Source organism: Rhodococcus sp. USK13 (assembly GCF_018343855.1).
Classification (GTDB): Bacteria; Actinomycetota; Actinomycetes; order Mycobacteriales; family Mycobacteriaceae; genus Rhodococcus_F; species Rhodococcus_F oxybenzonivorans.
Genome location: NZ_CP069242.1, coordinates 1,435,698 through 1,458,900 on the forward strand (window position 1 = coordinate 1,435,698; position 23,203 = coordinate 1,458,900).

The 23,203-nt window shown below is 65.6% G+C and carries 20 protein-coding genes; 12 read left to right on the plus strand and 8 right to left on the minus strand.

All coding sequences use genetic code 11. From position 1 onward, the window contains the following. Nucleotides 1-266: 266 nt before the first annotated feature. Nucleotides 267-1,838: an FAD-dependent oxidoreductase gene (locus tag JQT59_RS09440; protein ID WP_213575898.1), complete on the minus strand. Its 1,572-nt coding sequence runs from the start codon at nucleotides 1,836-1,838 to the stop codon at nucleotides 267-269. Nucleotides 1,839-2,455: 617 nt separating this feature from the next. Here JQT59_RS09440 and JQT59_RS09445 point away from each other — a divergent pair. Continuing rightward, nucleotides 2,456-3,592, plus strand: a complete 1,137-nt coding sequence (locus tag JQT59_RS09445; RefSeq protein WP_213575899.1) for an amidohydrolase family protein — start codon at nucleotides 2,456-2,458, stop codon at nucleotides 3,590-3,592. Between the two features lie 169 nt (nucleotides 3,593-3,761). On the opposite strand, the gene JQT59_RS09450 is transcribed toward JQT59_RS09445, so the two are convergent. From JQT59_RS09450 to JQT59_RS09460, 3 genes are read right to left on the minus strand one after another with little or no spacing between them, the layout of a single operon-like run. Then, nucleotides 3,762-4,040, minus strand: coding sequence for a hypothetical protein (locus tag JQT59_RS09450; protein ID WP_213575900.1), 279 nt, complete (start codon nucleotides 4,038-4,040; stop codon nucleotides 3,762-3,764). 42 nt (nucleotides 4,041-4,082) lie between these two features. Then, on the minus strand, nucleotides 4,083-5,117 hold the full coding sequence (locus JQT59_RS09455; protein ID WP_213575901.1) for an acyl-CoA dehydrogenase family protein: 1,035 nt from the start codon (nucleotides 5,115-5,117) through the stop codon (nucleotides 4,083-4,085). A gap of 43 nt (nucleotides 5,118-5,160) precedes the next feature. Continuing rightward, nucleotides 5,161-6,309 (minus strand): acyl-CoA dehydrogenase family protein, encoded by a 1,149-nt coding sequence (locus JQT59_RS09460; RefSeq protein ID WP_213575902.1) that lies wholly within the window; start codon nucleotides 6,307-6,309, stop codon nucleotides 5,161-5,163. A gap of 133 nt (nucleotides 6,310-6,442) precedes the next feature. Between JQT59_RS09460 and JQT59_RS09465 the strand changes: the two genes are divergently transcribed. The 6 genes from JQT59_RS09465 to JQT59_RS09490 all read left to right on the plus strand — a co-directional run bounded on the left by JQT59_RS09465 (nucleotide 6,443) and on the right by JQT59_RS09490 (nucleotide 11,776). Beyond that, nucleotides 6,443-7,588 carry a thiolase family protein gene (locus JQT59_RS09465; protein ID WP_213575903.1) on the plus strand — a complete coding sequence of 382 codons (1,146 nt, stop codon included), beginning with the start codon at nucleotides 6,443-6,445 and terminating at the stop codon, nucleotides 7,586-7,588. Continuing rightward, a complete protein-coding gene (locus tag JQT59_RS09470) occupies nucleotides 7,588-8,115 on the plus strand; it encodes a MaoC family dehydratase (RefSeq protein WP_213575904.1) in 528 nt (175 codons plus the stop codon). The genes JQT59_RS09465 and JQT59_RS09470 overlap by 1 nt, the downstream gene beginning before the upstream one ends. Continuing rightward, nucleotides 8,112-8,534: a Zn-ribbon domain-containing OB-fold protein gene (locus JQT59_RS09475; RefSeq protein ID WP_213575905.1), complete on the plus strand. Its 423-nt coding sequence runs from the start codon at nucleotides 8,112-8,114 to the stop codon at nucleotides 8,532-8,534. Before JQT59_RS09470 ends, JQT59_RS09475 begins: the two co-directional genes overlap by 4 nt. Further along, nucleotides 8,531-9,343 (plus strand): VOC family protein, encoded by an 813-nt coding sequence (locus JQT59_RS09480; RefSeq protein WP_213575906.1) that lies wholly within the window; start codon nucleotides 8,531-8,533, stop codon nucleotides 9,341-9,343. Before JQT59_RS09475 ends, JQT59_RS09480 begins: the two co-directional genes overlap by 4 nt. A 61-nt stretch (nucleotides 9,344-9,404) precedes the next feature. Beyond that, nucleotides 9,405-10,952: an AMP-binding protein gene (locus JQT59_RS09485; protein ID WP_213575907.1), complete on the plus strand. Its 1,548-nt coding sequence runs from the start codon at nucleotides 9,405-9,407 to the stop codon at nucleotides 10,950-10,952. Nucleotides 10,953-11,008: 56 nt separating this feature from the next. After that, nucleotides 11,009-11,776, plus strand: coding sequence for an SDR family NAD(P)-dependent oxidoreductase (locus tag JQT59_RS09490; RefSeq protein WP_213575908.1), 768 nt, complete (start codon nucleotides 11,009-11,011; stop codon nucleotides 11,774-11,776). 167 nt (nucleotides 11,777-11,943) lie between these two features. Here JQT59_RS09490 and JQT59_RS09495 read toward each other — a convergent pair whose 3' ends face one another. Beyond that, nucleotides 11,944-12,420 (minus strand): PaaI family thioesterase, encoded by a 477-nt coding sequence (locus JQT59_RS09495; protein ID WP_213575909.1) that lies wholly within the window; start codon nucleotides 12,418-12,420, stop codon nucleotides 11,944-11,946. A gap of 90 nt (nucleotides 12,421-12,510) precedes the next feature. Between JQT59_RS09495 and JQT59_RS09500 the strand changes: the two genes are divergently transcribed. Next, nucleotides 12,511-13,182 (plus strand): TetR/AcrR family transcriptional regulator C-terminal domain-containing protein, encoded by a 672-nt coding sequence (locus tag JQT59_RS09500; RefSeq protein ID WP_213575910.1) that lies wholly within the window; start codon nucleotides 12,511-12,513, stop codon nucleotides 13,180-13,182. Between the two features lie 102 nt (nucleotides 13,183-13,284). On the opposite strand, the gene JQT59_RS09505 is transcribed toward JQT59_RS09500, so the two are convergent. Both JQT59_RS09505 and JQT59_RS09510 read right to left on the minus strand, forming a co-directional pair. Continuing rightward, complete coding sequence (locus JQT59_RS09505; protein WP_213575911.1) at nucleotides 13,285-13,989, minus strand: hypothetical protein; 705 nt, start codon at nucleotides 13,987-13,989, stop codon at nucleotides 13,285-13,287. Continuing rightward, on the minus strand, nucleotides 13,986-15,299 hold the full coding sequence (locus JQT59_RS09510; RefSeq protein ID WP_213575912.1) for a phenylacetate--CoA ligase family protein: 1,314 nt from the start codon (nucleotides 15,297-15,299) through the stop codon (nucleotides 13,986-13,988). Before JQT59_RS09510 ends, JQT59_RS09505 begins: the two co-directional genes overlap by 4 nt. A gap of 267 nt (nucleotides 15,300-15,566) precedes the next feature. On the opposite strand from JQT59_RS09510, the gene JQT59_RS09515 reads away from it, so the two are divergent. Together JQT59_RS09515 and folE are read left to right on the plus strand one after the other, a co-directional pair. Next, nucleotides 15,567-16,082, plus strand: a complete 516-nt coding sequence (locus JQT59_RS09515) for a DoxX family protein (protein ID WP_213575913.1) — start codon at nucleotides 15,567-15,569, stop codon at nucleotides 16,080-16,082. Between the two features lie 191 nt (nucleotides 16,083-16,273). Further along, nucleotides 16,274-16,891, plus strand: coding sequence for a GTP cyclohydrolase I FolE (gene folE / locus JQT59_RS09520; RefSeq protein ID WP_213575914.1), 618 nt, complete (start codon nucleotides 16,274-16,276; stop codon nucleotides 16,889-16,891). A gap of 1,381 nt (nucleotides 16,892-18,272) precedes the next feature. Here the strand turns inward: folE and JQT59_RS09525 are convergent. Further along, the gene (locus JQT59_RS09525) at nucleotides 18,273-19,556 is read right to left on the minus strand and encodes an amidohydrolase family protein (protein WP_213575915.1); all 1,284 of its coding nucleotides are present in this window, start codon (nucleotides 19,554-19,556) and stop codon (nucleotides 18,273-18,275) included. A gap of 271 nt (nucleotides 19,557-19,827) precedes the next feature. Here JQT59_RS09525 and JQT59_RS09530 point away from each other — a divergent pair, with 271 nt between their 5' ends. Continuing rightward, the gene (locus JQT59_RS09530; protein WP_213575916.1) at nucleotides 19,828-21,009 is read left to right on the plus strand and encodes an acetyl-CoA C-acetyltransferase; all 1,182 of its coding nucleotides are present in this window, start codon (nucleotides 19,828-19,830) and stop codon (nucleotides 21,007-21,009) included. 164 nt (nucleotides 21,010-21,173) lie between these two features. After that, the gene (locus tag JQT59_RS09535) at nucleotides 21,174-22,745 is read left to right on the plus strand and encodes an MFS transporter (RefSeq protein WP_213575917.1); all 1,572 of its coding nucleotides are present in this window, start codon (nucleotides 21,174-21,176) and stop codon (nucleotides 22,743-22,745) included. Nucleotides 22,746-23,203: the final 458 nt, after the last annotated feature.

Here is a 23,203-nt window from a genome sequence, read left to right on the forward strand (position 1 = left end):
GCACTGCAGTTCGTCCACGACGCCGGTTGCAGTGGTAAGGTAGATGATCGCCGTTTCCATCACCCGGCTCGGATCAGCGGGAAGATCGAGCGCCCTCCCGGCGCCATGGCCGACGACTGGGGCCACGCCTCGTACGAGTGGGTCGACCACTACAACGCAGCCTCTACCGCGCTGGCTCCATTTCTACAATCAGCACGGAGTCCACTCTGCTCTCGGTGGCAAACCGCCGATCAGCCGACTGACCGACCAACCTTTGTGTCCACCAACTACAAAAAGGCTGCGCTGAGGTGGGTATTCGGGGATCCGGTCAGAATTGGGGACCTTGCGGCCGCGGTGCCGGCGAGTCGTCCTGAGGTCATCGCCCATCCGATGTGTAGGCCGTTGTTGAGAAGTTGCAGCCCGCCCTGACCAGCCGAGCCAGCCGCGAACAGTCCTGCAATTGGAGTGCCGGTGCGGTCGAGGACGCGCAGGTCCGTGTCGACGGCAAGCCCTCCGTTGGTGAGGGTCACGACTGCTTGCAGCGGCCCCAATGCAAAGAACGGTCCCTGCCGGATTCCTGCACCGAAATGTTCGCGGCCGTAGTCGGTGTCGGTTCCGGTGTCGATCGAGTCGTTCCATCGGGTCACCGTGGTGATCAAGGCTGACGCAGGCACGCGAAGTTCCGTGGCCAGTTCCTGCAGGGTCGGCGCCTCGGTGAGGAGATCCGGCCGGAACCGGCGGACGTCTTCAAGGTATGCCTGGGCCACTCCGGGGAAGGCGGCGATGGGATCACCGCCGCGGCTGAACGCCGCTGCGACACCGGATTCGAAGAGCATGAAGGATCGGTTCCCGTGTGCGGCTACTCCGCGGGCAAGTTCACTGGTCGATTCTTCGTTGGCGACCCTTGTACCGGATGACGACACGTGGATGGCGCCGGCCGTGTACATCGCGGGAGATGGTGCCAGCCAGCTGATCATCGCGCCCTTGGTGAAGAAGTCGAACAGAGGGCGGGGCAGGTGGTTGGCGACTGGTGCAGCCAAGCGTGCGAAGGCTGGATGCGCCGGCATTGCTTTGAGTACGTCGGGACGAGTTCGGGGAGCGTAGCGCAGGGTCTCGAAAGCGGTATCCATCTGGACGAGTTGACCACCAGCCGATTGTCCGAGCAGGTGTCCGTCTCCGGTATTGCCCGGGTTGACCGGTGAGACCCTGCTGGCCGCCTCTCCGATTCCGGACCGCAACAGGTCGGCAGACGCGGAGAAGTCACCGGTAGCAATGACCACCCCCCGGCTCGCCAGGTAGGTTCCGTCAGCGGACCTGGCTCCGATGACTGCTCCGGTGGAGTTGCGCAGCAGTTCGCCGGCCGGAGAGCTCAACACTATCCGGACGGACAGGCGTCGAGCGGTAGCTCGGAGCGTCGCCGTGTAGCTTTTGGAATTGGGAAGTACCAGATGAGTCCGTGGATGACGGTGCGGGGGTTCGGGGAAGGGCCCGAGGAATCTGACGCCTAGGCCGATCAGCCAATCGAGGGTCGAGGCGGCGTTGAATGCGAACAACCGACGCAGTTCGTGGTTCTCGCGCTCTTCGAACGCTCCGTTGGTGTGCTCGAGATCCGATATGAATTCCTCGACCGAGTCGGCGATTCCGGCTTTGCGCTGCAACGAGGTCATGGGTGCGGCGAACGCTCCGACCGCCATTGCGGTACTACCACCGAATGTCGCCGCCTTCTCGAGCACGATGACGCGGGCCCCGGACTGAGCGGCGGCCACGGCCGCCGCTAATCCGGAACCTCCGGCGCCAAGTACCAAGACGTCACATATCGACGTCGATCCCTCGGGGAGGGCTACATCCTGTGTCGGCACGGTTCGGCCCTTTCTGAACGTGAGAAGGGAAGTCAGGCGGGAAAGTCGAGATGCACGCGCCACACCGTCGACGAGCCGGCGGGCGGTGTTGGCCCAAACTCCGGTCCCGGGTGATCGCGATCTGCCATACGGGCGAATCGCGTGTGCAACGGAAGACTTACGGCGGCGCCGTGATCGCCCGACGTGACGCCCAGCGACGATATCACCAGGATTGTATGGTGTATAGGTACGCTGTGTGACGACTATATCCCGCCGTACTGCGGTTCGGCGGCGATGCATCGGCGCTGGACCTGGTCTTGGCATGTCAACCCCTATGGCGTCGGCACGCTGATTGCTTTCGGGGCATGCTGGCAGAGCCGAATGTCGGTCGGCCGCTGTACCAGTTGCCCGCCCAGGGAGGGGACTGTGGACCAGCGCACTCGTGTCCGGGGATGTGGCGCACTTGCGGCGAATGCAGCGGCGGGGTACGCCGAGCTTTCCCCTGGAGTTTCTCGGGTTCCTGTCCGTAAGAGGCCGACTGCTTCGTGGGGTCGAGGCGGCCTTCCTTCCACGCAAGAACTATACGGTGTATAGTTCTTTCTAGTTGGACCATCTTCGGAAGGACAAAGGAGGCCTACATGGCGACGAAGATTTGGGCGAATTCCGGTGATTCCCACTTCCTGGAACCGGCGGATCTGTTCCAGCAGATCCTCCCGCCGGCGCTGGCCGAGCGCATGCCGCGATCGGTCAAGGATCCCGATGGCAGCAAGGAGACGGTGTACATCGATGGGGAGGTGATTGTCCGTGCCCTTCCCAAGCCGCTGAAGGACGGGGAGTTCAAGGGGGAGACCATTGCAACTCTCGCCCACCGACCGCCAGGCTCGGGCAACACTCGCGAACGCCTCAAAGATCTCGACCAGGAGGGAATCTGGGGCGAGATCGTCTTTCCCTCACTCGGCATGTGGGCCGGGGCGATCAAGGACCCGGTCCTGGTAGCCGAGGGCTCGAAGGCGCTCAACGACTGGGCGCTCGATGAGATTCAGAATGTCGACCCACGGCGTCTCGTGGCGACGGCAATGCTTCCCCTGCTCGACATCAACGATGCGGTGAAAGAGGCATACCGCGCCAAGGACAAGGGCTTCTACGCCGTCTACCTGCCGACCGTGCCGCCGCCGGGCAAGCCGTTGTACAACGACGACTACTGGGAGCCGCTGTGGGCCGCCCTGGAGGAGACCGGCCTGATCCTGACCATTCATATTGGTACCGACGGGGAAACGGCGGTGTTCCGCGGCCCGGGCGGTGCGGTATTGAATTACGTCGAAACAACTTATGGTGGGCAGCGCGCCACGACCCAGCTGATCGCGGGTGGTGCCCTCGACCGGCATCCGAACCTGAAGGTACTCATTGCCGAGGGTGGCGCGGCGTGGGCGCCGTTCCTCGGGGATCGCATGAACGAGGGGTACCGCCAGCACGGCATGTTCGTCCGGCCGACGCTGTCGATGCCGCCGAAGGAGTACATCTACCGCCAGGTGTATGTGTCGTTCCAGCACGACGTCACCGCTGTTGCTGCCGTGACGGGGATGGGTTACCAGAACGTGATGTTCGGTAGTGACTACCCACATCTGGAAGGCACCTACGGCCACACTCAGAAGACGCTGCACGAACTGTTCGATGGCGTCGATGACAAGGTGCGTCACCGCATCACCGTCGGTGCGTTCCTGGATCTGTTCCCCCACATCGGTGAGCCGCCGGCGGGGCTCAACGACGAGTTCTAATCTTGCAGTAGTTGTTTCGCAATTGCCCCTGGAGTCGCCAAGACTCCGGGGGCAATTGTCGTGCCAGCGCTCGCATTCCGCGGACCTGTGTTGCACCCGTGGAAGGGTGAGGCGGACATGGCTGAGCGGACGGGCATGAGAGCACCGTCCGCTTACGCCGTGCGAGTGACTACTGTGCGTTGATCGGTTGCAGGCAGACCGTGACGGTGCCCGACAGGGGCACGTCCTCGGCGGCCCAGATACTGCCGTCCGAGGCGTGCACGACCAACCGGTCGGCGCGGCCGGGATCCCAGTCGGCGCTCTTGGCACGCAAGGGCGGATGGATGAAGTAGGAGCCGCTGACGATCGGAACGCCGTCGCGGACCAGCATCTCGAAACTGGGCGTGCCGAAAACGTCCTCGTCGTCGTCGAGCAGGGTCGGAGTGGCATGGGGGTCCGGAGTGGTCATCTTTCCTCCATAAATTCGTTCGATTGTGTGGATGGGCGGGACTCAGGCGGTCAGATCGGACCATAGGTGGTCGATGCCGCGGGTGACGGTGCGCAGTCCCACCGCGGTGCGCGCGGTGTCCTGTCGCATTCCTTCTTCTGCCCATGCCCACAGCCTGCGGGTGTATCGGTGCAAGTCGTATTCGTGAGCAACGCCCATCGCTCCATGCAGATCGTGGGCGGTGCGCGCCAGGACGGTGGCGAGTGCGGCCACGTCGACGTGGGTGGCAACTGTCGCGGCGGTGGTCGGCGTCTGCCGCGCCGCATCCAGCGCAAAGCGGGCTGCGGAAAGCTGGCATCGCATCAGCGCCACTTCCTGGGCGACCGATTGCTGAGCCTGCAGGGGCCGGCCGAACTGCTCGCGTTCGGCGACGTATTTGGCGGTCAATGACACGGTTGCCTCCATCGCTCCGATGGTGGCAGCGCTGCGCAGCAGCATCGCGAGCGAGGGCAGGACCGGATCGTCGCCGTACCAGGAGCGATCGGCGTCGACGGTAACGGCGTCCAAGTGCACCTCGTCGCGGGGTTCACCCGCGAAATTCTCCCCCCGCCGGATCCGGATGCCGGGGGCGTCGGCGGCGCACTCGACCCAGCGTGGCCTGCGGTCCGGGAGGCGCAGGAGGAAGGCGTCGGCGTGCCGGGCCCACGGAACACGGGGGATGGATCCGGAGACGACGAAGTGACCGTCTCGTTCGGCCACCTCGAGGGTGGCGCCCGGGGCCGCCGCTTCGACCACCAGTCTGCGGGTGAGGATGTCCGTGCGCGATCCGGCGGCAGCGGTCACGGCGGCCACGTGGGCCTCGAGGAGGGGAAGGGCGGCGGCGTTGCGTCCGAGGCCTTCGGCGAGTGCGAGCACGTCGTCGAATTCGCCTCCCGCACCGCCGGATTGCTCGTCGATACCGACCAGCGGCCATTCGAGGCCGCGGACGGTGTCCCACGGGATGTCCAGGCCGGTCGGGTCGGCGTCGAGTTGAGGCCGCAGGGATGCGTATACCTCGTCGCTCATCGAACGCAGCAGTGCTGCGGTCTCGATTGTCATCGGGGTTCTCCTCGGGGGCTAAGGGATGTCGTCGACTGCTCGGTCACGCGGGTTCCTTGGCAAGGATCGACAGCAGCACTGCGGTGGCGCCGCCGCGAATGGTGAAACCAGGGCTGGCGGCAAGGGCGCTCGCCAACAGGGCCGCGGGGCCGTTTCCGGCGGGATCGGCTTCGACGTCGAGTGCCCGGATCGCGAAATCGACGATGCGCTGCTCGAGTTCGGTGCCCATGATCTTCAGCGCCGCCGCCTGCTGGATCGGTGCCTCACCTCGATCGAGCGAATCGGTCAGGGCCAGCGCCATGCGTCGTAGGGTGCGCATCCGGCTGATGACCTCACCCAGCTCGCCGTGCAGGTGGGGCTTGTCGGTCACCGCGGCGACGATCGCCTCGAGTAGCGGGTAGGTGGTCAGCAGGCGTTCGGGGCCGCCACGTTCGAACGAGAGCTGCTCGGTGACCTGACGCCACGCCCCACCCATGGTGCCCAGCACCCGATCCGCGGGGACGAAGACCTGGTCGAAGACGACCTGATTGAAATGGTGTCCGCCCAACATGTCGAGGATGGGAGTCACGGTGATTCCCGGCCAGTTCATGTCGACGACGAATTCGGTCAATCCCTGATGGCGGCTACCTTCTCGGGAAGTGCGGGCGAGAAGGTAGCCGTGCGAGGCGCGGTGTGCGTGACTGGTCCACACCTTGGTGCCGGTGACCGACCAGCCGCCCTCGACCGGTTCTGCGCGGGTGCTCACCGACGCTAGATCCGAGCCGGATCCGGGCTCGCTCATGCCGATGCAGAACGTGATCTCCGAGTCTGCGATGCGTGGCAGGAAGTGCGCCTTTTGCTCGTCGGTGCCGTGGCGCAGCAAGGAAGGGCCGATCTGCCGGTCACCCATCCAGTGTGCAGTGATGGGAGCGCCGAATCGCAGGAGTTCCTCGGTGATGACGAACCGCGCGGCATTGGGCCAGTTCCGGCCGCCGTACTCGACCGGCCAGGTCACCCCCAGCCATCCGCGAGCGGACAGCTCACGGCTGAACGCGAGATCGAACCCGCGGAGCCAGCCGTCGCACATCGGGGTGAAGCGGCCGCGGTCGCGCGCATCGGTGAGGAAGGTCTGCACCTCCCGACGCAGCTGATCGAGATCGACCTGCGCCCGGGGTGTAGCCGTGACGTCGGGTGGGGTGGAGACCGCAGTCATAAGCGCCACCCTTTCTGTTTCGAGGTTCGTTCTTGTCACCACTAGTTATACAGCGTACAGTAATGCGTGTCGACGGTCACAGGTTGATCCGCTCAATCGGGCCGCTACGGCAGCGACAGAAAGGTGGCTCGCGGTGAAGCAGCGAGAAGTGGCAATTGCGGGGGTGTATGCCACCCGTCAGGCGCGGAGCATTCCCGACCGTACCGATTTCGACATCACCGTCGAGGCGGTGCTCGGCGCGGTGGAGGATGCGGGGTTGACCCTTGCGGACGTCGACGGCGTCGGCGTGGACTGGCCGGTGCCCGGACCGCAGTATCAGGATTCCCAGCACTGGGCCCGATTTACCGGCTCTCCCTTGCGTTATACCGCCGAGGGCATGCAGGACACCGCCGGTATCCGGGGGATTTCCAAGGCGGCTGCGGCCATCGCCGCCGGACTGTGTGACGTGGTGGTGGTCGGCGGCGGCACTGCCGGCCCGCGCCCGCCCGGCCTGATCGGCCGGCCCTCGGAATTCCAGGACCCGTTCGGGGCTTACACGGTACCGATGTTCGCCAACGTCGCCCAGCGGCACATGTTCGAATTCGGGACCACGCCCGAGCAGTTGGCCACCGTCGCCGCCACGATCCGCAACCACGGCTCCGGCAACCCCGCGGCCGTCATGTACGGCAAGGGTCCATACACCGTAGAAGACGTTCTGGCGAGCCGGATGGTAGCCTCGCCGCTACACCTGCTCGATGTTTGTCTGGTCGCCCAGGGCGGCGCCGCGGTCGTGCTGACCACCGCCGAGCGGGCCCGCGATCTCAAGCACACCCCCGTCGGATTCCTCGGGATGAGTAGCGAGATGCGGCAGGGCCAGTGGTCGGGGCTGCCGCGGTACGAGGATCTGCAACAGGTGGGAACCGACGCCGTGGCCCGGGCCTTCGGCACCGCCGGCCTGACCCCCCAGGATGTGGACCTGTTCAATCTCTACGACCCCACCTCGTTCGAGGTGATCCGGCAGTTCGAGGTCCTGGGGCTGTGCGCCGAAGGTGAAGGCGGAGCCTTCATCGAAGGCGGCACGCTGACCAAGAAGGGCGCCTGCCCCACCAATCTCGACGGTGGATTGCTCTCCTACACCTGGAACATGATTCAGCAGATGACTTTGAAAATCGTCGAATCGGTCATCCAATTGCGCGGACACGCCGGCGAACGCCAGCTCGACGATCTCGAGGTCGCACTGGCAACCAACTCCGGCTCGGCCGCCCAACACTTCGAAGTCGCACTCCTGGGGAGGATGTGATGACAAGCCCAACCTCACTCGACACCCCGGCCACGGAGACGGACTGGCCGGCGCCGTACGCGCGTGGACTGTACTGGACGGAGATGACCGTCGGATCCTCCTTCGCCAGCGCGACCCGGACGGTGACCGAGAACGATCTCGCCACCTTCGTCGGCATGGGTTTCACCGAACCACTGTTCATGGACGCAACGGGTGCGGCGGCCGCGGGCTACCGCGGGCGGCTGGTCCCCGGAGCACTGACCTTCTCACTGGCCGAGGGGCTGGTGATGCTGACGAACGTCATCCACGGAACCGGCATGGCATTCCTCGGCACCACGATCACGGTAATGGCACCGGTTTTCGTAGGCGACACCCTCGAGGTCTGCTGGACCGTCACCTCTGCGCGCCAAGCATCGAGCGGCCGGCGCGGGGTGGTCACCACCAAGAACCTGGTGCGCAATCAGCACGGTCAGGTGGTGTTGGAGTACGAGCCCGTGCGGCTGATCGCCGCGGCCCCCGAGCACACCGACGAAGGACACCGGAAATGACTGCGACAGAGACGAACACATCCGACTACGCGGCTCCGTTCTGGAGGGGATGCGAACGCGGGGAACTCCTGGTTCAGTACTGCGGTCACTGCGACCGGAGAATCTCCCCGCCCGAACCCATGTGCCCGCACTGCATCGGCTCCGAGCTGACCTGGATCCCCAGCAAGCACACCGGCACCGTGTATTCGTACAGCGTCGTTCACCGGTCCCCCGGGCCAAACTTTCCCACCCCGTACGTGCTGGCCGTGATCGACATGGACGACGGTTGGTCGCTGCTGGCCAACGTCGACGATCGGTCTGACCTCGGGACGGTCACATGCGGTTCGCGCGTGCAGCTTTCGTTCACCGCTGCAGGCGACGGAAGCGGGATCATCCCGATCTTCCGACTTCAGCCCAAGAAAGGATGTTCGTCCAAGTGAGCACAGACATCGGAGCTACCCGACTCGGACACCTCAACGTGCTGGTGGCCGACCACAACACTGCCGTCGCACATTACCGGCGCTTGTTCGACACCGAGTTCTTCTTGTTCATGCACGTCCCCGACGTCGCATCGACGAACACCCTCGGCGTCATCGGTGACACCTGCATCGAGCTGTTCGCGCCGTACCACGCGGACTCGGTGCTCGGCCGCAACCTCGCCAAGCAGGGTCCCGGCGCGTTCGCCATCGAGTTCACCGTCGCCGACTACGAGCAGGCACGCGAGGCCGTTCTCGCCCACGGGCTCCGGATCACCGCCGCGGATGCTCCCCACTACTTGTGGATCCACCCGGCCGATCTCGGCGGCCTCTCGATCGAGCTGTCGCCGGCCCAGTTCCGCGGCGACCCCCGTGCCGAGACGGGCTGGTCCACCGACCGCTGGGCCGACGGCCCCCTCGGGATCGTCGGCTTGCGGTCCATCTCGATCGAGGTGACCGCACCGGCCGCCGAGGTCGCCGCCCAGCTGCACAGCCTGTGCGCGGCCAAGGTCACCGACGAAGGCACCGTATCCGGCCGGGACTTCGTCGAGGTGCAGATCGCCGGGGAAACCTTCCGGCTGCTTTCACCTTCCCCCCAAGGCGCCTCGCGCGGGAAAATGGCCTCGCTCGACTTCACGGTGCGCAATCTGGACGCCGTCCATCAGTGGGCCCGCACGTGCGGGGTCCCGGTGGTCGAGGCTGCCGGCGGGGCGCGGCTCGCGCTGCCGGCCGAACTCAATCTCGGCACCCGGATCGAATTCGTTCAGGCATGACCCACCCTGAGACAAGCCCTACGTGCCAGAGCAGCACCGCCTGGATGGAGGAGAACGGCAGATGACGCACCCAGACGCGTTCGAATACACGATCGGCGACATGGCCGCCGAATTGGGAAAACACTATCCCCGCCACACGGCCACCATTTGCGGGGACACCCGCTATACCTATGCCGAGTTCCTGCGGCGGGCGGAGTTGCTGGCCAACGAACTCGCCGCCGACGGCGTCGGCCACGGTGACCGGATGCTGTGGCTGGGACAGAACTGTCACCGGCTCCTCGAAACGCTGGCCGCGGCCAGCATGCTCGGCGCAAGCCTGTGCCCGGTGAACTGGCGCCTGAGCACCCGGGAATTGCAGTTCATCTACACCGACCTGGCCCCGAAGATCGTCTTCGTCCAATCGGTGAACCCACCCGTCGACGCCAAGAGCTTCGTCAGCGAGCTGCCGGGCACACAGATCGCCTACGACTACGACGGCAGCGAGGACGGCAGCTACGAGCAGCTGCTCGAACGCGGCTCCATGGTGCTCTCACGCCCGGCCGTCACCGGCCGGGACGCGGTCCTGATCATCTACGGCATGGCCTGGGACGGAGATCCGAACGGCTCGATGCTCTGCTCGGACAATCTGCTCGCCCACGCCACCCTGCAGGCCGATCTGCAGGACATCGACCGGCACACCGTGCTGCTCGGTTCCGGACCGCTGTTCCACATCGGGATGTGGCAGACCCTGATACCGGTCCTGATGTACGGCGGCACGGTGGTCATGGCACCCAACGCCGAACCCGAGCAGGTGGCACAGCTGATCTCCCGGCACAGGATCACCCGCGGTTACATCATGCAACCGACCGCCGAGAAGATCGCCGTCCTGCCCAACATCGCCGACTTCGACCTCTCCACCTTCCAGGACAACCTCGAGGTCCCCGGCTGGACCGAGCGGGTCCGCCGTGACCCCTCGCCGTTCGCCAACCCCTCGGGCCGAGTCTACGGCCAGACCGAGGTGGGCGGCTCGATGGCGTACGGGGCCCTCGGAGCAGCGGACGGCTACCGGATGTGCGGCCGGCCGGCCCCCGGATACCGCACCCGCATCGTCGACGCCGACGGCGCGGTGTGTCCTCCCGGGCAGATCGGCGAAATCACCGTCCGCGGACCGCACGTGCACCTCGGATACTGGAACCGCCCCGAGGTCAACGACATTCGCTGGCGCGGTGGATGGTGGCACACCGGCGATCTCGGATTCGTCGACGACGACGGTGTACTCGTCTTCGTCGGACCCAAGGGGCGTCTGGTCAAATCCGGGGCCGAGAACATCTTCCCCGCCGAAGTCGAACGCGCCCTCGAGCTGCACCCGGCGATCTCCGAGGCCGCGGTGATCGGTGTCCCCGACCCGCGCTGGGGACAGAACGTCGTCGCCGTCGTGGTGAGCACATCGGCGTCCCTGACCGAGGCTGAGGTGATCGAGCACTGCCGCAGCCAGCTCGCCTCGTACAAGAAGCCCAAGACGGTGCACTTCCGCAGTGAGCCGCTGCCGCGCAACAGCTTCGGCGCCAAGGACCACGACGCGCTGGACCGGCAGTACGGCGGCGGCGGCTATCCCGGCAGCCCGGCCTGACACCCTCGAGTTTTTTCACCAGCACCACCCCTCATATCCTCAAAGGAGTCGACGTAATGGGAATTTTGGACGGCAAGGTCGCCGTGATCACCGGCGGTGCCTCAGGTCAAGGCGCCGCGGAGGCGCGGCTGTTCGCAGCCGAAGGCGCCAAGGTTGTCATCGCCGACGTCCAGGACGATCTGGGCAAGAACCTGGTCGACGAACTCGCCGGCGCAGCGATCTACGTCCATACCGACGTCTCGAGCGAAGAAGACTGGGCCGAGACGATCCGACAGACGATCGACGCCTTCGGCGACCCGACCATCCTGGTCCAGAGCGCCGCCATCGTGCACCACAAGCTCATCGAAGACAGCCCCCGCGAAGAGTTCGACCGCGTCCTCGCAGTGAATCTGGTCGGACCGTATCTGGGCATGCGGGCGGTCCTGGAACCGATGCAGCGCGCCGGCGGCGGGTCCATCATCAATGTGGGATCCGGTTCGGCGCTCAGCGGGGTCGCCGGACGGGCGCTGTACGGGTCGTCGAAATGGGGACTGCGAGGGCTGACCAAGTCCGCCGCCATCGAGTTCGGAGTGTTCGGCATCCGGGTGAACTCCATCCAGCCCGGAGCCATCGACACGCCGATGCTGCGCCGCAGCGATCAGGAGATCCCGCCGCCGCAGATCCCGATCGCGCGCTACGGGACCCCGGAGGAAATCGCCGAGGCAGCACTTTTCCTGGCCTCCGACCGGGGCGCCTACATCACCGGCATCGATCTGCCGGTCGACGGCGGCTCGACCGCCGGGTCCTGGGTCCGCCCGCGGGCGGACTTCAAGACGAACGACTGACACCCACCACGGGCTGCGCCGGCAAGACCACGAAAGTGGCTCTTGCCGGCGCAGCTGTGTGCGGCGAAGGCGATACCGCCGCGGAATACTCATGGCATCCGCGGCGGTATCCGGGTCGCATGGGGGAGGGCACGACGCGACGATCGTGCCCCGGGAATCAACGCCCGCTACAAGGACTGCGCCGGGAGATCCGCTAAAGCGTCTTGCGACCGCAGCCAATGTCGGTGGCGGTCGAAATGGCTCTGGTCACGTTCGATCCAGATTCCCGAGGCCGTGGCCAGGTCCGCGCCGGTGGCGTCGAGGACGAGCCGGCCGGTCAACTCCCAGCGACCGTCCTGACGGGCGACGATCGTGGCCTCTACGACGAGGTCCCGCTCGATCGGCACCGGCCGGAGGTAATTGATGGTCAAAGTCTTGGTGACCGACAGAACGTTGTACTGGAGCGGCACCTGCCCGAGCACCTCGTCGAACACCGCAGCGGTCCAGCCGCCGTGGGCGACACCCGGGCCGCCTTCCATGGCGCTGCTCAACCGTACGGGCGCGCGGACTGTTCCGTCGGGATCGAGTCGGATCTCCGCGATGCCCATCTGGCATGTCCCGCGGGAACGGCAGCCACCGCACAGGCCGGATCTCTGAGAATTCATGGGGTTCCTGTCGCAACAACGATAGATTAGTACAGTGTATAAGGGGAAGAGTATGATGATCGCAGATCTCGACGGACAGGCGGAGCGCACGTGACCGAAACCACTGAGCGGCAAGGCAAACGCAAGGCGGAACGACTGAGCGAACAGCAGATCGTCGATGCCGCGCTGGAGATCATCCGCGAATCCGGGGTCGATGGCCTGTCGATGCGTCTGCTCTCACGCAAGTTGAACGTCACGCCCATGGCGACGTACTACTACGTCGCCGACAAGCAGGGACTGCTGGACCTGGTCGCACGCTGGGCCGTGGGCACCATCGAGATCCCGGAGAAGGATTCCGGGGAGTGGTATGAGCGGCTGCGCTTGTTGATCGACCGCGTCGAAACGGCGCTGCGTCACAACAAGGGCATCGCCGAAGTGCTGTTGAGTCGCATCATGATCACCCAGCGTGAAGTGATGAACGCCGTCATGGAGATCCTGGTGGATGCCGGCTTCGACTCCGCCAGCGTCGTCAAAGGCTACGCATCGATCCACACCTACCTGTTCGGCCGCTATCGGGTGGCCATCGCGCAGGAGGAGACCATGAGACCGACGAAGGCCGAGGCGGATACCCCACTCGAGGTGGACGACACCATTGCCCGGTTGATGCCCGTCACCCGCACGCTCACCGGTCGTGACTACTACACGTTCGGCATCGAAACCCTCATCTACGGCCTGCGGGTACAACTGCGGCGGCAGAACACCGCCGACGGTTTGGAGATGTAGTTCCGTCCACCGCCGCACGGCGTCGCCACCGACTCTGTGCGCCTCTGGCGTGCACGCGCGGGGCACAACCAGTTGTCGTCGGTGGTGCCCCGCTCCGTCCGCTCAGCTGTCCAAATCGACCACCGGGCCGGAACCGGTGCAGCTGCAGCGATCACGGACCTGGCCGGTCGCGGCGACGACCGCGTCCGTGAGCTGGAGTTCCCGCCCAGGGTCGGTGGACACAACGATATGTCGCCCGTCGGAGTGCTGACGCACCGTGAACTGGGTACCGTCGACGTGCGCGGCGTCGCCGTGCCGGCACGGCAGCGCCAGGGCCGGTCCGATCGGGCCGAAGGCCCGGGCGGTGATCCCTACTCGTCGGAGCTCGGCGGCAGCGTCCGGGTACGCGAATACGTACGGAACCTGGCGCATCAGCGCAACCAGCGCCTCGTCCTGCCCGATCGCCTCGGCAAGCTTGATGGTCAGGCCGACCAGGATCTTCGGCGTCAGATAGCGCAGGTACACGCTCAACCGGCGTACTTCGTATGAGGCGGTGTTGATGTTGCCGACGAAGCCGCCGAGCGCGGTGACGGCCCCCTCGACCTGGCGTGGCCAGTAGTTTCTGCCGTCGGACACGACCAGGCAATGATCCCCGGGGCCTACCGCGTAGTCGGAGAAGATCGCGGTGGCCCATTCGAGATCGGCGGTACGATCCGCCCAACTGATCGGGGCAGCCACCCGATCATCGGCGAGATCGGCCCACCCGATCCCCCAGAGCGGTCCCCGCTCGAGTTCGAGATTGGCGTCAAGTGTGTCGTGCAGGTTCATGCCTTCACCACCCTCTGGATCTTTCCCGTCGCCGAAGTGGCGAGGATGCTGTCGATCGGCATGAGCTCGAGGTTGGTCTCGATGCCCAGCGCGGACCACAGGGCCTTACCGACCCGGTCGGTCATGTCGGGGACAGTGGAGGAGGTCTCCGGCGAGTAGCCGACACGAACGGTCAACCCATCCATCTGTGAGCCGGTGCGCACCACCTGGAACACACCCGCCGAGGTCTCGGGCACGGATTCGACCGCCGTCCAGATATCGCTGACCGTCACCGGTGTCCCGCGCACCATCATCAAATCTCCCAGACGCCCCAACGGCCACTGTCGCATGTGTGTCCGGCCGCACGCACACCGCTCGCGGGTGACGCGGACCAGATCCTCGGTTCGATACCGCACCAGCGGCGCAATCGAGTTGCACAGCGATGTCGAGACCAATTCACCGATTCCCCCGTCGGCCACCGGTTCTCCCGTTTCCACGTCGAGAACTTCGAAGAATCCGGTGTCCTCCCACATGTGCATGCCGTCGTGCTGAGGGCATTCGAAGCACAGGGCCACGTCCCCGGCGGTGGACCAGGTCAGCAGGGTGATGTCCCACTCCCGGAACTTCTCCCGCATCGTTGTTCCCAGGGGCTCGCCGGCGAAGCCGACCGCCTTGAAGGAGGAGAAGAGTTCCTTGATGTCGCGCGTGCGGCCGATGTCGAGCAACGACACCGCGGACAGACCGATCAAAGTCATGTAGGCCGGGCGGTATTTCTCGATGACCTCGATGACCTTGGGCCAACCGTCGGTGTACACGTCGACGAAGATCGGGACCGCACCGAGCAGCTGCGCTTGCTGGGCGCTCGGGCCACGCATGGTGCTGGCTCCGGTGAGAATGTAGTCCCCGGGACGGATCCCCGCGGCGTACAGCGCGCGAGAGGCTCCGATCCAGTGCGGTGACCAGCCGTCGATCCACTCCTCGGCGAAGAACGTTGCATCGCCTGTCGTGCCCGACGAGGTGAACACGCCGTTCAAGGCTGTCCGGTCACGGCACTCGAGGCCGCCGAACGGCAACTGGTGCTCGCTGCGGTACGCCCGGATCATGTCCTTGGTGACAAAGGGCACCTTGGCCTGAAAGTCCGCCCGGCCTCGAATGTCGGCGGGCGTGATTCCCGCGGCATCCCACATCTCAGTGATGAGCGGAGCTCGGCCGTATACCTGGCGAGCCAGTTCGGAAAGCTTCTCGTCGTGATAGGCCTCCAGTTCCTCCCGAGAGAGGAATTCGACCTCGGGCTCCAACGCACCGTCTGGATAGCTCGATGCTGGTGTCATGGCCTCCGCCTTGTCTTCAATCCGGGCTCCATTCGAGCTCCCCATTGTGCAGGGTGACCGTCGTCACAACCAATTTGTACGTTGTACGATCATAGGTAGCGGGTCGACTGCGACGCAAGTCACGTTCGATGTCAGTGATTGTCGTGTCGAAGAAGCGTTCTTGGGGTGGGACGTGAGAAATGCACGACCGTCGGCTGCCGTAGGGTATACGCTGTATAATAGAAGTAATGCCATTGTCGGCGCCCGGTCCCAGGGAGGACGAAACACATGACCACTGCCATCGACGTAGGACTGTTGATCCTGAGAGTCACCGTCGGGGTGACGCTCGCCGCGCACGGCTACGCGAAAATCTTCCGCGGGGGTGGCCTGGCAGGAACTGCCCGCTGGTTCGATTCGATCGGGATGCGGCCGGGGCGGCTGCATGCACCGTTGGCGGCATTCACCGAAATCGGCGCCGGCGTACTGTTCGCCCTCGGATTTCTCACCCCGCTGGCGGCCGCGGCGATGATCGCGCTGATGGTGGTTGCTGCCTGGACGGTGCATCGCGACAGCGGCTTCTTCATCGTGGGTAACGGGTGGGAATACAACTTCGTGTTGGCCTGCGTGGCGCTCAGTGTCGCTGTCACCGGTTCCGGCAGGCTGTCGGTGGATCATCTGATCGGCCTCGGCTCCGAGATCGCTCAGTGGTGGGGTCTGGTGATCGCCCTGGTCATCGGTCTGGGTGCGGGGGTCGGACAGATCGCAGTGTTCTTCCGCCCTCCCGTTCCGGCGGAGCAGCGCTGATCCCACTGTCGCTGTACCGCGGGCACGGGTCGCCCGGACACGACACTCGCGTGCTCCGGTCTCGCGCGACCTCGCACATCTCACCTCCTGGACGCCGGTGCATGGCGGATCCGGGCCGGGTACGCCGTTCGGCGGGGCAGTCCAACTGCCTGCCCGGCGAGCTCTCTCGTTGACGTCTCGAAGGAGTCGGTATGTCGGTGAATCACCACCCACGTGAATCCGGAACGCTCGTGAAGAACCGAGTGTTCGACCAACCGCGTGCCGAAAAGGCGGTACGAGAACTGCTCCTGGCCGTCGGTGAAGATCCCGACCGCCCCGGGTTGATCGACACTCCCGCCCGTGTCGCTCGCTCCTATCGGGAAATGTTCGCCGGTCTCTACACCGATCCAGACGATGTTCTGAGCACCACCTTCGACGAAAGTCACCGTGAGTTGGTACTCGTCCGGGATATCCCGATGTACTCCATGTGTGAGCATCATCTGGTCTCGTTCCACGGCCTGGCCCACGTCGGATACATCCCGGGCAGCTCCGGCCGAGTTACTGGCCTCTCCAAGATCGCCCGGGTCGTCGACCTCTACGCGAAGCGACCGCAGGTGCAGGAGCGACTCACCAGCCAGATTGCCGACGCCGTGATGCGCAAACTCAGCCCTCAGGGCGCGATCGTGGTGGTCGAGGCCGAGCACTTGTGTATGGCGATGCGCGGAATCCGCAAGCCGGGAGCGGTGACGACGACGTCGGCGGTCCGGGGGCTTCTGCAGTCCAGTGCAGCCTCGCGGTCCGAGGCGCTGAGCTTGATCCTGCGCAAGTGACCGCGGCGATGTGAGCAATTCCTGCGCTCCCGGAGTAGCAGGGGAACGGCCGAGCAGACGGCATCGGCCTGCCTACACCGGTGGGCTCACACCCGCGGCGCTGGGCGGAGACGGCCATGTCACCGTCGCCGTGGACCTGACGCCGATCTTCGAACGGGCACCGGCCGGCATTGTTGCCCCCATCTGGTTCCGGCCCGTCATCGGCGGTACGTCACGGCCTGGCTCGTCCGGCAGAGCACCAGTTCCGGGACCGCGTCGCGGTGGTCGCGATGGACGGGTTCGGCGGGCCGCCGCCGACGCGGCCAGAACAACCCCCCGATTCGGTGACGACCTTGCGTGGCCCACTACAAGATCCAGTCACTGCGACCTCACCCGCGCGCACGATGCACTGGAGTACCCTGTGCACGACTTCCAGCGCGGTTCCTCCAAGCGGAGCCCCGAGGAGTGCAAAATCGGATGCCGTTGTCGTTAAAGGCTGTTCCACATTTTTCCAAGGAGGAGTGAGTCCACATACTCTTGGCATCTCACTGATCCTCGGGACCTGTCAGTCAGCTGGTTGGGGTAGCCCAAGGACAGGTGGACGGGGCTCAGAGATTGGGGGAGGGAACTCCCTGTCGGGCAGGATATGCGCTCGCCAACCGGCTCACTTCGTCTTGGGTGCAGTTCGACTCAGGGATGACCTGCACACAATCGCTCGATGAACCGACACCGAGTCATTCCGAACTCGACCGAGGAGGAACTCCTCGGTCGCGCCCCTGTACGGCGCCCACCTGCTGGCAAACTCGATGACGCGCTCCGTCTCGATGCCATGATGGGGGCGTTTGCGGTTTGCCTCGAGCAAAGCGGCACGCGCACGACGCCGCTGCATTTGACGGTACTCGCGGGAGTTCACGGATTTCACACCTCTACCGTGACTGAAGCCCTCGGGAATTCCGGAGGTCCCAAGCTGCAGCGAGGGCTACGCGGGGACGCCTGTCGTTCTCATCTGACTGCCAGGTTTACTGAGGATCCACTTATCGTCCAACCGCCTCGCGCGATGGATGTCGTTGCCGTCGTAGCGGTTCGGCCTCCTGCACCGCCGGTACTCCACTCGCGACGGCGGCGGCCCCGTGTCGATAATCGAGCAGATCGGGGTATGCACCCGTGTTCATCTGTAGGTACCTTTATGACGTCGTCCATTCGGCCGACGCCGACGGGCTACGGTCTCAGTGCTCGTCTGTGCTGCAGGGATGCACCGCTCGGGGGGCGGTTCGACAGGCGGCCGTTGTCCGCTCCGATCACGGTGTCGGACACAGGGTTCGTCGCGCCTCGACCGAGAAACAGAGTGGGAGAGGACGAAGGGCGGGCCATGCTCTCGGCATGGCCCGCCCTTCTCTTCCGGTCAGGAGTACTGACCCCGCTCACGGAAGGCGAAGCCGCGGTGGGCGGGAAGCTCCGAGGCGGGGACCGGCCGCGCCACGTCAGCCGGCTGGGGGCCGATGCGGTCGGAGATCTTGCGGAGCTTGTCCGCGTCGAAGTTGAACACCCGGACGGCGGTCTCGCCGAGGATCTTGCGGGTCTCGTCCTCCGGAATCGAATGGAACGTATTCCGGACCGCGAGAGCGGTGTTCGGCCAGGTGCCTTCCTGGTGCGGGTAGTCGGTACCCCACATCAGGTTGTCGACTCCGACCTCGTAACGCTGCGCAGCCTCGAACGGTGCCAGGAAGCTGCCGCCGATGAAGCAGTTGCGGCGGTAGTACTCGGACGGCGGCGCAAGCTTCTTGACGAACGGGGTCGCAGTCGCGCCGTAGTAGATCGAGTCGAGATCGGCGATGGTCTGCGGAACCCACGCGGTGCGCTGCTCGCAGAACACCAGCTTCAAGCCGGGGAAGCGTTCGAAGACCCCGCCGAAGATCATCTGATGAATGGCGCGTCGGCCGAGCCAGAGCGCCTCGCTCTGGAACAGTTCCATCCCGCCGGGACCGGTGATTCCGAGCGGTGTTTCACCGCCGCCGCTGTGGGCGCAGAGCGGCATGTCGAGTTCTTCGACTACACGCCAGAACGGGTCGTAGGCGGGGTCGTTGTAGGCCGTCAGTCCGCGGCGCGGTGCCGGGAAGTTCACACCCTTCAGGCCGTGCTCGTGTCCCCACCGCACCGCCTTGATCGCTTCGTCGATATCCCAGATCGGTACGTGGACCAGGCCGACATGCCGTTCCGGCTCGACGGTGACGAAGTCGGCGAGCCAGCGGTTGTAGATCTGCTGGCCGACCTGCTGGAGCTGGGCGTCGACCCCGTCGACGCTGAGGCCGAGCGGGGACAGGAACGGCAGGACCTCGTCGTTCTGGCCACCGGCGAAGATCACCTCGGCGGCAACCCCGTCCGCGTTCATGTCCTTGATCCGCACGTGCGGATCTTGCTGTCCGCGGCATTCGAAGGCGAGTCGCACCGCCTCGCGCTGAGCTTCGCTCTGCTTGCGCTCACTCTGCATGTCATTGGTTCCGACAAACGCCACGGGGCCGGCGTTGGCTTCGGCGTATCGGTCGAACTCCTCGAGGTATTCGGCGGGGCAGTACTCGCGCAGCTGCCCGGTCAGGGAGGGCCCGACGTGCCCGTCGGTGCTGACCAGGATGTACGGCGTAGTGCTCAGGCTTTTCTGCCCGGTTTCGGCGGCGGCTGTTGCTGTCATGGCAGTCCTCTCCTCGAACCAATCGAACGGCCGGACGCAGGGATTCTGCGCAGTCAATGAGGCCTCGGTCACATTTGTACACCATAGAATGGATCGCCCGCAAGGCCGGGTTATCGAACTCCTCAAACGCAGCTTTAGGGAGTTCTTGCTGCACCGAAGAGTTATACTGCGTATAACCGTTGGTCTATCCTGAGCAGTACCGTGCCTGTTCCGCCGTTCTCCGGCACACGACCTACTCACACCTACGCCTACCTTTGTGAAAGGCCTCCGCATGCCCGTTTCTGTGATTGTGTCCGGCGCCCGCACTCCGATCGGCCGCCTGCAGGGCTCCCTCTCCGGGTTCTCCGGCGCCGACCTCGGCGCCATAGCCATCGAGGCGGCGCTCGGCAAGGCCGGTGTCGCCCCCGACCGCGTGCAGTACGTGATCATGGGGCAGGTGCTGACCGCTGGAGCCGGGCAGATGCCCGCCCGTCAGGCCGCGGCGAAGGCCGGGATTCCGATGAGCACGCCGTCGCTGAACATCAACAAGGTGTGCCTGTCGGGTGTGGAGTCGATCATCCTCGCCGACCAGTTCATCCGGTCCGGCGCGTTCGACGTGATCGTCGCCGGCGGGATGGAGTCGATGAGCCAGGCACCGCATCTGCTGCCCGGTTCCCGGGGCGGTTTCAAGTACGGCGACGTCACCCTCGTCGACCACATGGCCCTCGACGGGCTGCACGACGTGTTCACCGATCAGCCGATGGGCGTGCTCACCGAGGCCGGCAACGACAAGGACCTCATCGCCCGCGAGGACCAGGACGCGTTCGCGGCCCGCTCGCACCAGTTGGCAGCCAAGGCGTGGGACAGCGGGATCTTCGACGACGAGGTCGTCCGCGTCGAGATCCCCGCGCGTAAGGGTGAGAGCACCTGGTTACGCCGCGACGAGGGCATCCGCCCCGACACCACCGCCGACACCCTGGCGCGACTGCGCGGCGCCTTCCGGGACGGCGGCTCGGTGACGGCCGGCAACGCGTCGACGATCAACGACGGCGCCGCCGCGGTGGTGGTGATGAGCAAGGAGCGCGCCGAGGCCGAGGGACTGACGTGGCTGGCGGAGATCGGTGAGCACGGCATGGTCGCCGGGCCGGATTCGGGTCTGCAGTTCCAGCCGTCCGGTGCCATCGCCAAAGCCTGTGGCGCAGCCGGTATCTCACCCGTCGAGCTGGATCTGATCGAGATCAACGAGGCGTTCGCCGCGGTTGGGATCGCCTCCACCCGTGAACTCGGGGTCGACGCCGACCTGGTCAATGTCAACGGCGGCGCCATCGCACTCGGGCACCCCATCGGAATGTCCGGCGCCCGGATCACGCTGCACCTCGCGCTCGAATTGCGGCGCCGCGGTGGTGGCACCGGTGCGGTCGCCCTCTGCGGTGGTGGCGGACAGGGCGACGCCCTGATCCTGCGCGTGCCGTAGCGCCGGGCCCGTAATCTCCGCGGCCGCCGGCCCTCACCATCGGCGCTCCCCCCTCTTGGCCGGTGCTGGGCCGGACTCTGCCTTCCTCCGGGTCTGCCGCCGAGCTCGCGGAAAGTCCGACCGTGACCTGAACACCGTGCCGTATCGGCGGAGAGAAGTACTTGATGGAATTGAATTCGGTAGATCGACGTCCCTCTCTCCACACCCGTCCTTCTCGGAGAAAGGCCCGCGCGGCCTGTGCTGGGTCCGGCAGACTGGTCGTCCTCGCCCTGGCATCGTGCGGCATCGCGGTCTCGCTGATGCAAACCATCGTGATGCCACTGTTGCCGGAGTTCCCTCGGCTGCTGCACACCACACCCGGCGGGGCCGTGTGGCTGGTGACGGTCAACCTCATCGCCGGCGCGGTCTGTGCGCCAGTTCTCGGTCGGCTCGGAGACATGTACGGCAAGCGGCGTCTGTTGTTGATCGCGCTCGCGGTGATGGCGACGGGTAGTGCTCTCGGCGCGCTTTTCGATACCTTCGCCGCGGTGTTGATCGCGCGCGCCCTGCAGGGGGCGGCGGTCGGAGCCGTGCCACTCGGCATCAGCATCATGCGCGATGAACTCCCACCGAGGCGGGTGGCCGGTGGGATCGCGTTGATGAGTTCCACGCTGGGCGCAGGCGGGGCAATCGGGTTGCCCTTGACCGGTGTCGTCGCCGAACATCTGAGCTGGCACTGGCTTTTCGGTGGTGCCGCGGTGATCGGAGTGCTCGGAATGGGCGCGATCTGGGCGGTGGTGCCCGAGTCGCCGGTCCGTTCCGGCGGCAAGTTCGATCTACTCGGCGCCCTCGGGCTGGCCGCGGCATTGGTGTGCCTGCTGCTTGCCATCACCCAGGGCAACGGATGGGGCTGGGGGAGCGGACCGGTTCTCGGATTGTTCGCCGGGGCGGCAGCGCTGTTCCTGGTGTGGGGTAGATACGAACTACGGCTCACCCCGACAAGGCGTGCGGCCGGAGTTCGGCAGCCGCTGGTGGACCTACGCGTGTCCGCACGCCGTCCGATACTTCTGACCAACATCGCCTCGATCCTCGTCGGGTTTGCCATGTTCACGTCCTTCATGGTGAGTGCCCAGATCTTCCAGGCCCCCCTCGAGACCGGTTACGGCTACGGGATGTCGTTGACCCTCAGCGGTCTCGCGCTGCTCCCCGCCGGTCTGATGATGGTGGCGTTCTCCCCGGTGACCGCCTACCTGTCCCACCGTTGTGGTCCCCGAAGGACCTTCCTGATCGGCACCATGATCCTCATGGCCACCAATCTCGTCCGCGCCGTCACCCCACCTCACCTCGTCGTCGTGATCGGGGCGGCAACGGTGACCTCGGTCGGCGCTGCATTCGCCTACGGCGCGATTCCTGCGATGATCATGCGAGCGGTCCCGACCACGGAAACTGCCGCGGCGAACAGCCTCAATACCTTGGCCCGGTCCCTCGGTACGTCGACGTGCAGCGCGGTCGTCGCAGCTCTGACAACCGCATCGGTGATGCACATTGCGGGAGTTGAGTACCCCACGGCCGCCGCGTACGCGGCCGTCTTCGGGATCGCCGCGGCTGCCGGATTGCTCGCTGTCGGCATCGGCATGTTCATCCCCCGTGGTGACCTCCTCGTGGAAGGGCCACCCGCCGCGGAGGTGTGGGAATCGGCCGAGAAGGAGACATGCGCGGCGATGGAGGGAGCACCCCGACGAGAACCCGCCCGGTAACTCGCGCACCCGTCCTGGGACGGCCCCACACTTCGCCCGGCTGAACACCCCGACGTGTTCGGGTAGCGACCCGGGGGTCTGCACGGCGCTGCCGGTGCGGTCCCCTCATCCTCCACCACCGACCTGATACACCAGGTGTTACACCGATGTCCGACAGACGGTCCCGGGCCCGGGACCGTGCGCCGACCCTGCCCCTCGGACAGTCTTTGCTGCAAGCGCCCCGCACCGCCGAGACCGTCGATCTACCGGCCCGGGGCCGTCGGGATCCTCCTCGCATTGGCTGCCGCCTGAAGCCCGTCCGCGGAGGCGGCCGCCCACCGCGTGGACGGCGAGTGCCCATCGGCCCGCGCAGTGCTGTTGCCGCGACGACGGATTCAGCGAGTAATCCGACAGGACCGCCCGAAGGCCGACCGCATTTGTCGGCGCGGCCGACCCCGACACTGCGCGAGCACGATCGA

What these genes read in the sequence shown, in the direction of transcription:
- JQT59_RS09445 (WP_213575899.1), top strand. Translation starts at nt 2,456, where the DNA reads ATGGCGACGAAGATTTGGGCGAATTCCGGTGATTCCCACTTCCTGGAA.
- JQT59_RS09450 (WP_213575900.1), bottom strand. Translation starts at nt 4,040, where the DNA reads ATGACCACTCCGGACCCCCATGCCACTCCGACCCTGCTCGACGACGAC.
- JQT59_RS09455 (WP_213575901.1), bottom strand. Translation starts at nt 5,117, where the DNA reads ATGACAATCGAGACCGCAGCACTGCTGCGTTCGATGAGCGACGAGGTA.
- JQT59_RS09460 (WP_213575902.1), bottom strand. Translation starts at nt 6,309, where the DNA reads ATGACTGCGGTCTCCACCCCACCCGACGTCACGGCTACACCCCGGGCG.
- JQT59_RS09470 (WP_213575904.1), top strand. Translation starts at nt 7,588, where the DNA reads ATGACAAGCCCAACCTCACTCGACACCCCGGCCACGGAGACGGACTGG.
- JQT59_RS09475 (WP_213575905.1), top strand. Translation starts at nt 8,112, where the DNA reads ATGACTGCGACAGAGACGAACACATCCGACTACGCGGCTCCGTTCTGG.
- JQT59_RS09485 (WP_213575907.1), top strand. Translation starts at nt 9,405, where the DNA reads ATGACGCACCCAGACGCGTTCGAATACACGATCGGCGACATGGCCGCC.
- JQT59_RS09490 (WP_213575908.1), top strand. Translation starts at nt 11,009, where the DNA reads ATGGGAATTTTGGACGGCAAGGTCGCCGTGATCACCGGCGGTGCCTCA.
- JQT59_RS09495 (WP_213575909.1), bottom strand. Translation starts at nt 12,420, where the DNA reads ATGAATTCTCAGAGATCCGGCCTGTGCGGTGGCTGCCGTTCCCGCGGG.
- JQT59_RS09505 (WP_213575911.1), bottom strand. Translation starts at nt 13,989, where the DNA reads ATGAACCTGCACGACACACTTGACGCCAATCTCGAACTCGAGCGGGGA.
- JQT59_RS09510 (WP_213575912.1), bottom strand. Translation starts at nt 15,299, where the DNA reads ATGACACCAGCATCGAGCTATCCAGACGGTGCGTTGGAGCCCGAGGTC.
- JQT59_RS09515 (WP_213575913.1), top strand. Translation starts at nt 15,567, where the DNA reads ATGACCACTGCCATCGACGTAGGACTGTTGATCCTGAGAGTCACCGTC.
- folE (WP_213575914.1), top strand. Translation starts at nt 16,274, where the DNA reads ATGTCGGTGAATCACCACCCACGTGAATCCGGAACGCTCGTGAAGAAC.
- JQT59_RS09525 (WP_213575915.1), bottom strand. Translation starts at nt 19,556, where the DNA reads ATGACAGCAACAGCCGCCGCCGAAACCGGGCAGAAAAGCCTGAGCACT.
- JQT59_RS09530 (WP_213575916.1), top strand. Translation starts at nt 19,828, where the DNA reads ATGCCCGTTTCTGTGATTGTGTCCGGCGCCCGCACTCCGATCGGCCGC.
- JQT59_RS09535 (WP_213575917.1), top strand. Translation starts at nt 21,174, where the DNA reads ATGGAATTGAATTCGGTAGATCGACGTCCCTCTCTCCACACCCGTCCT.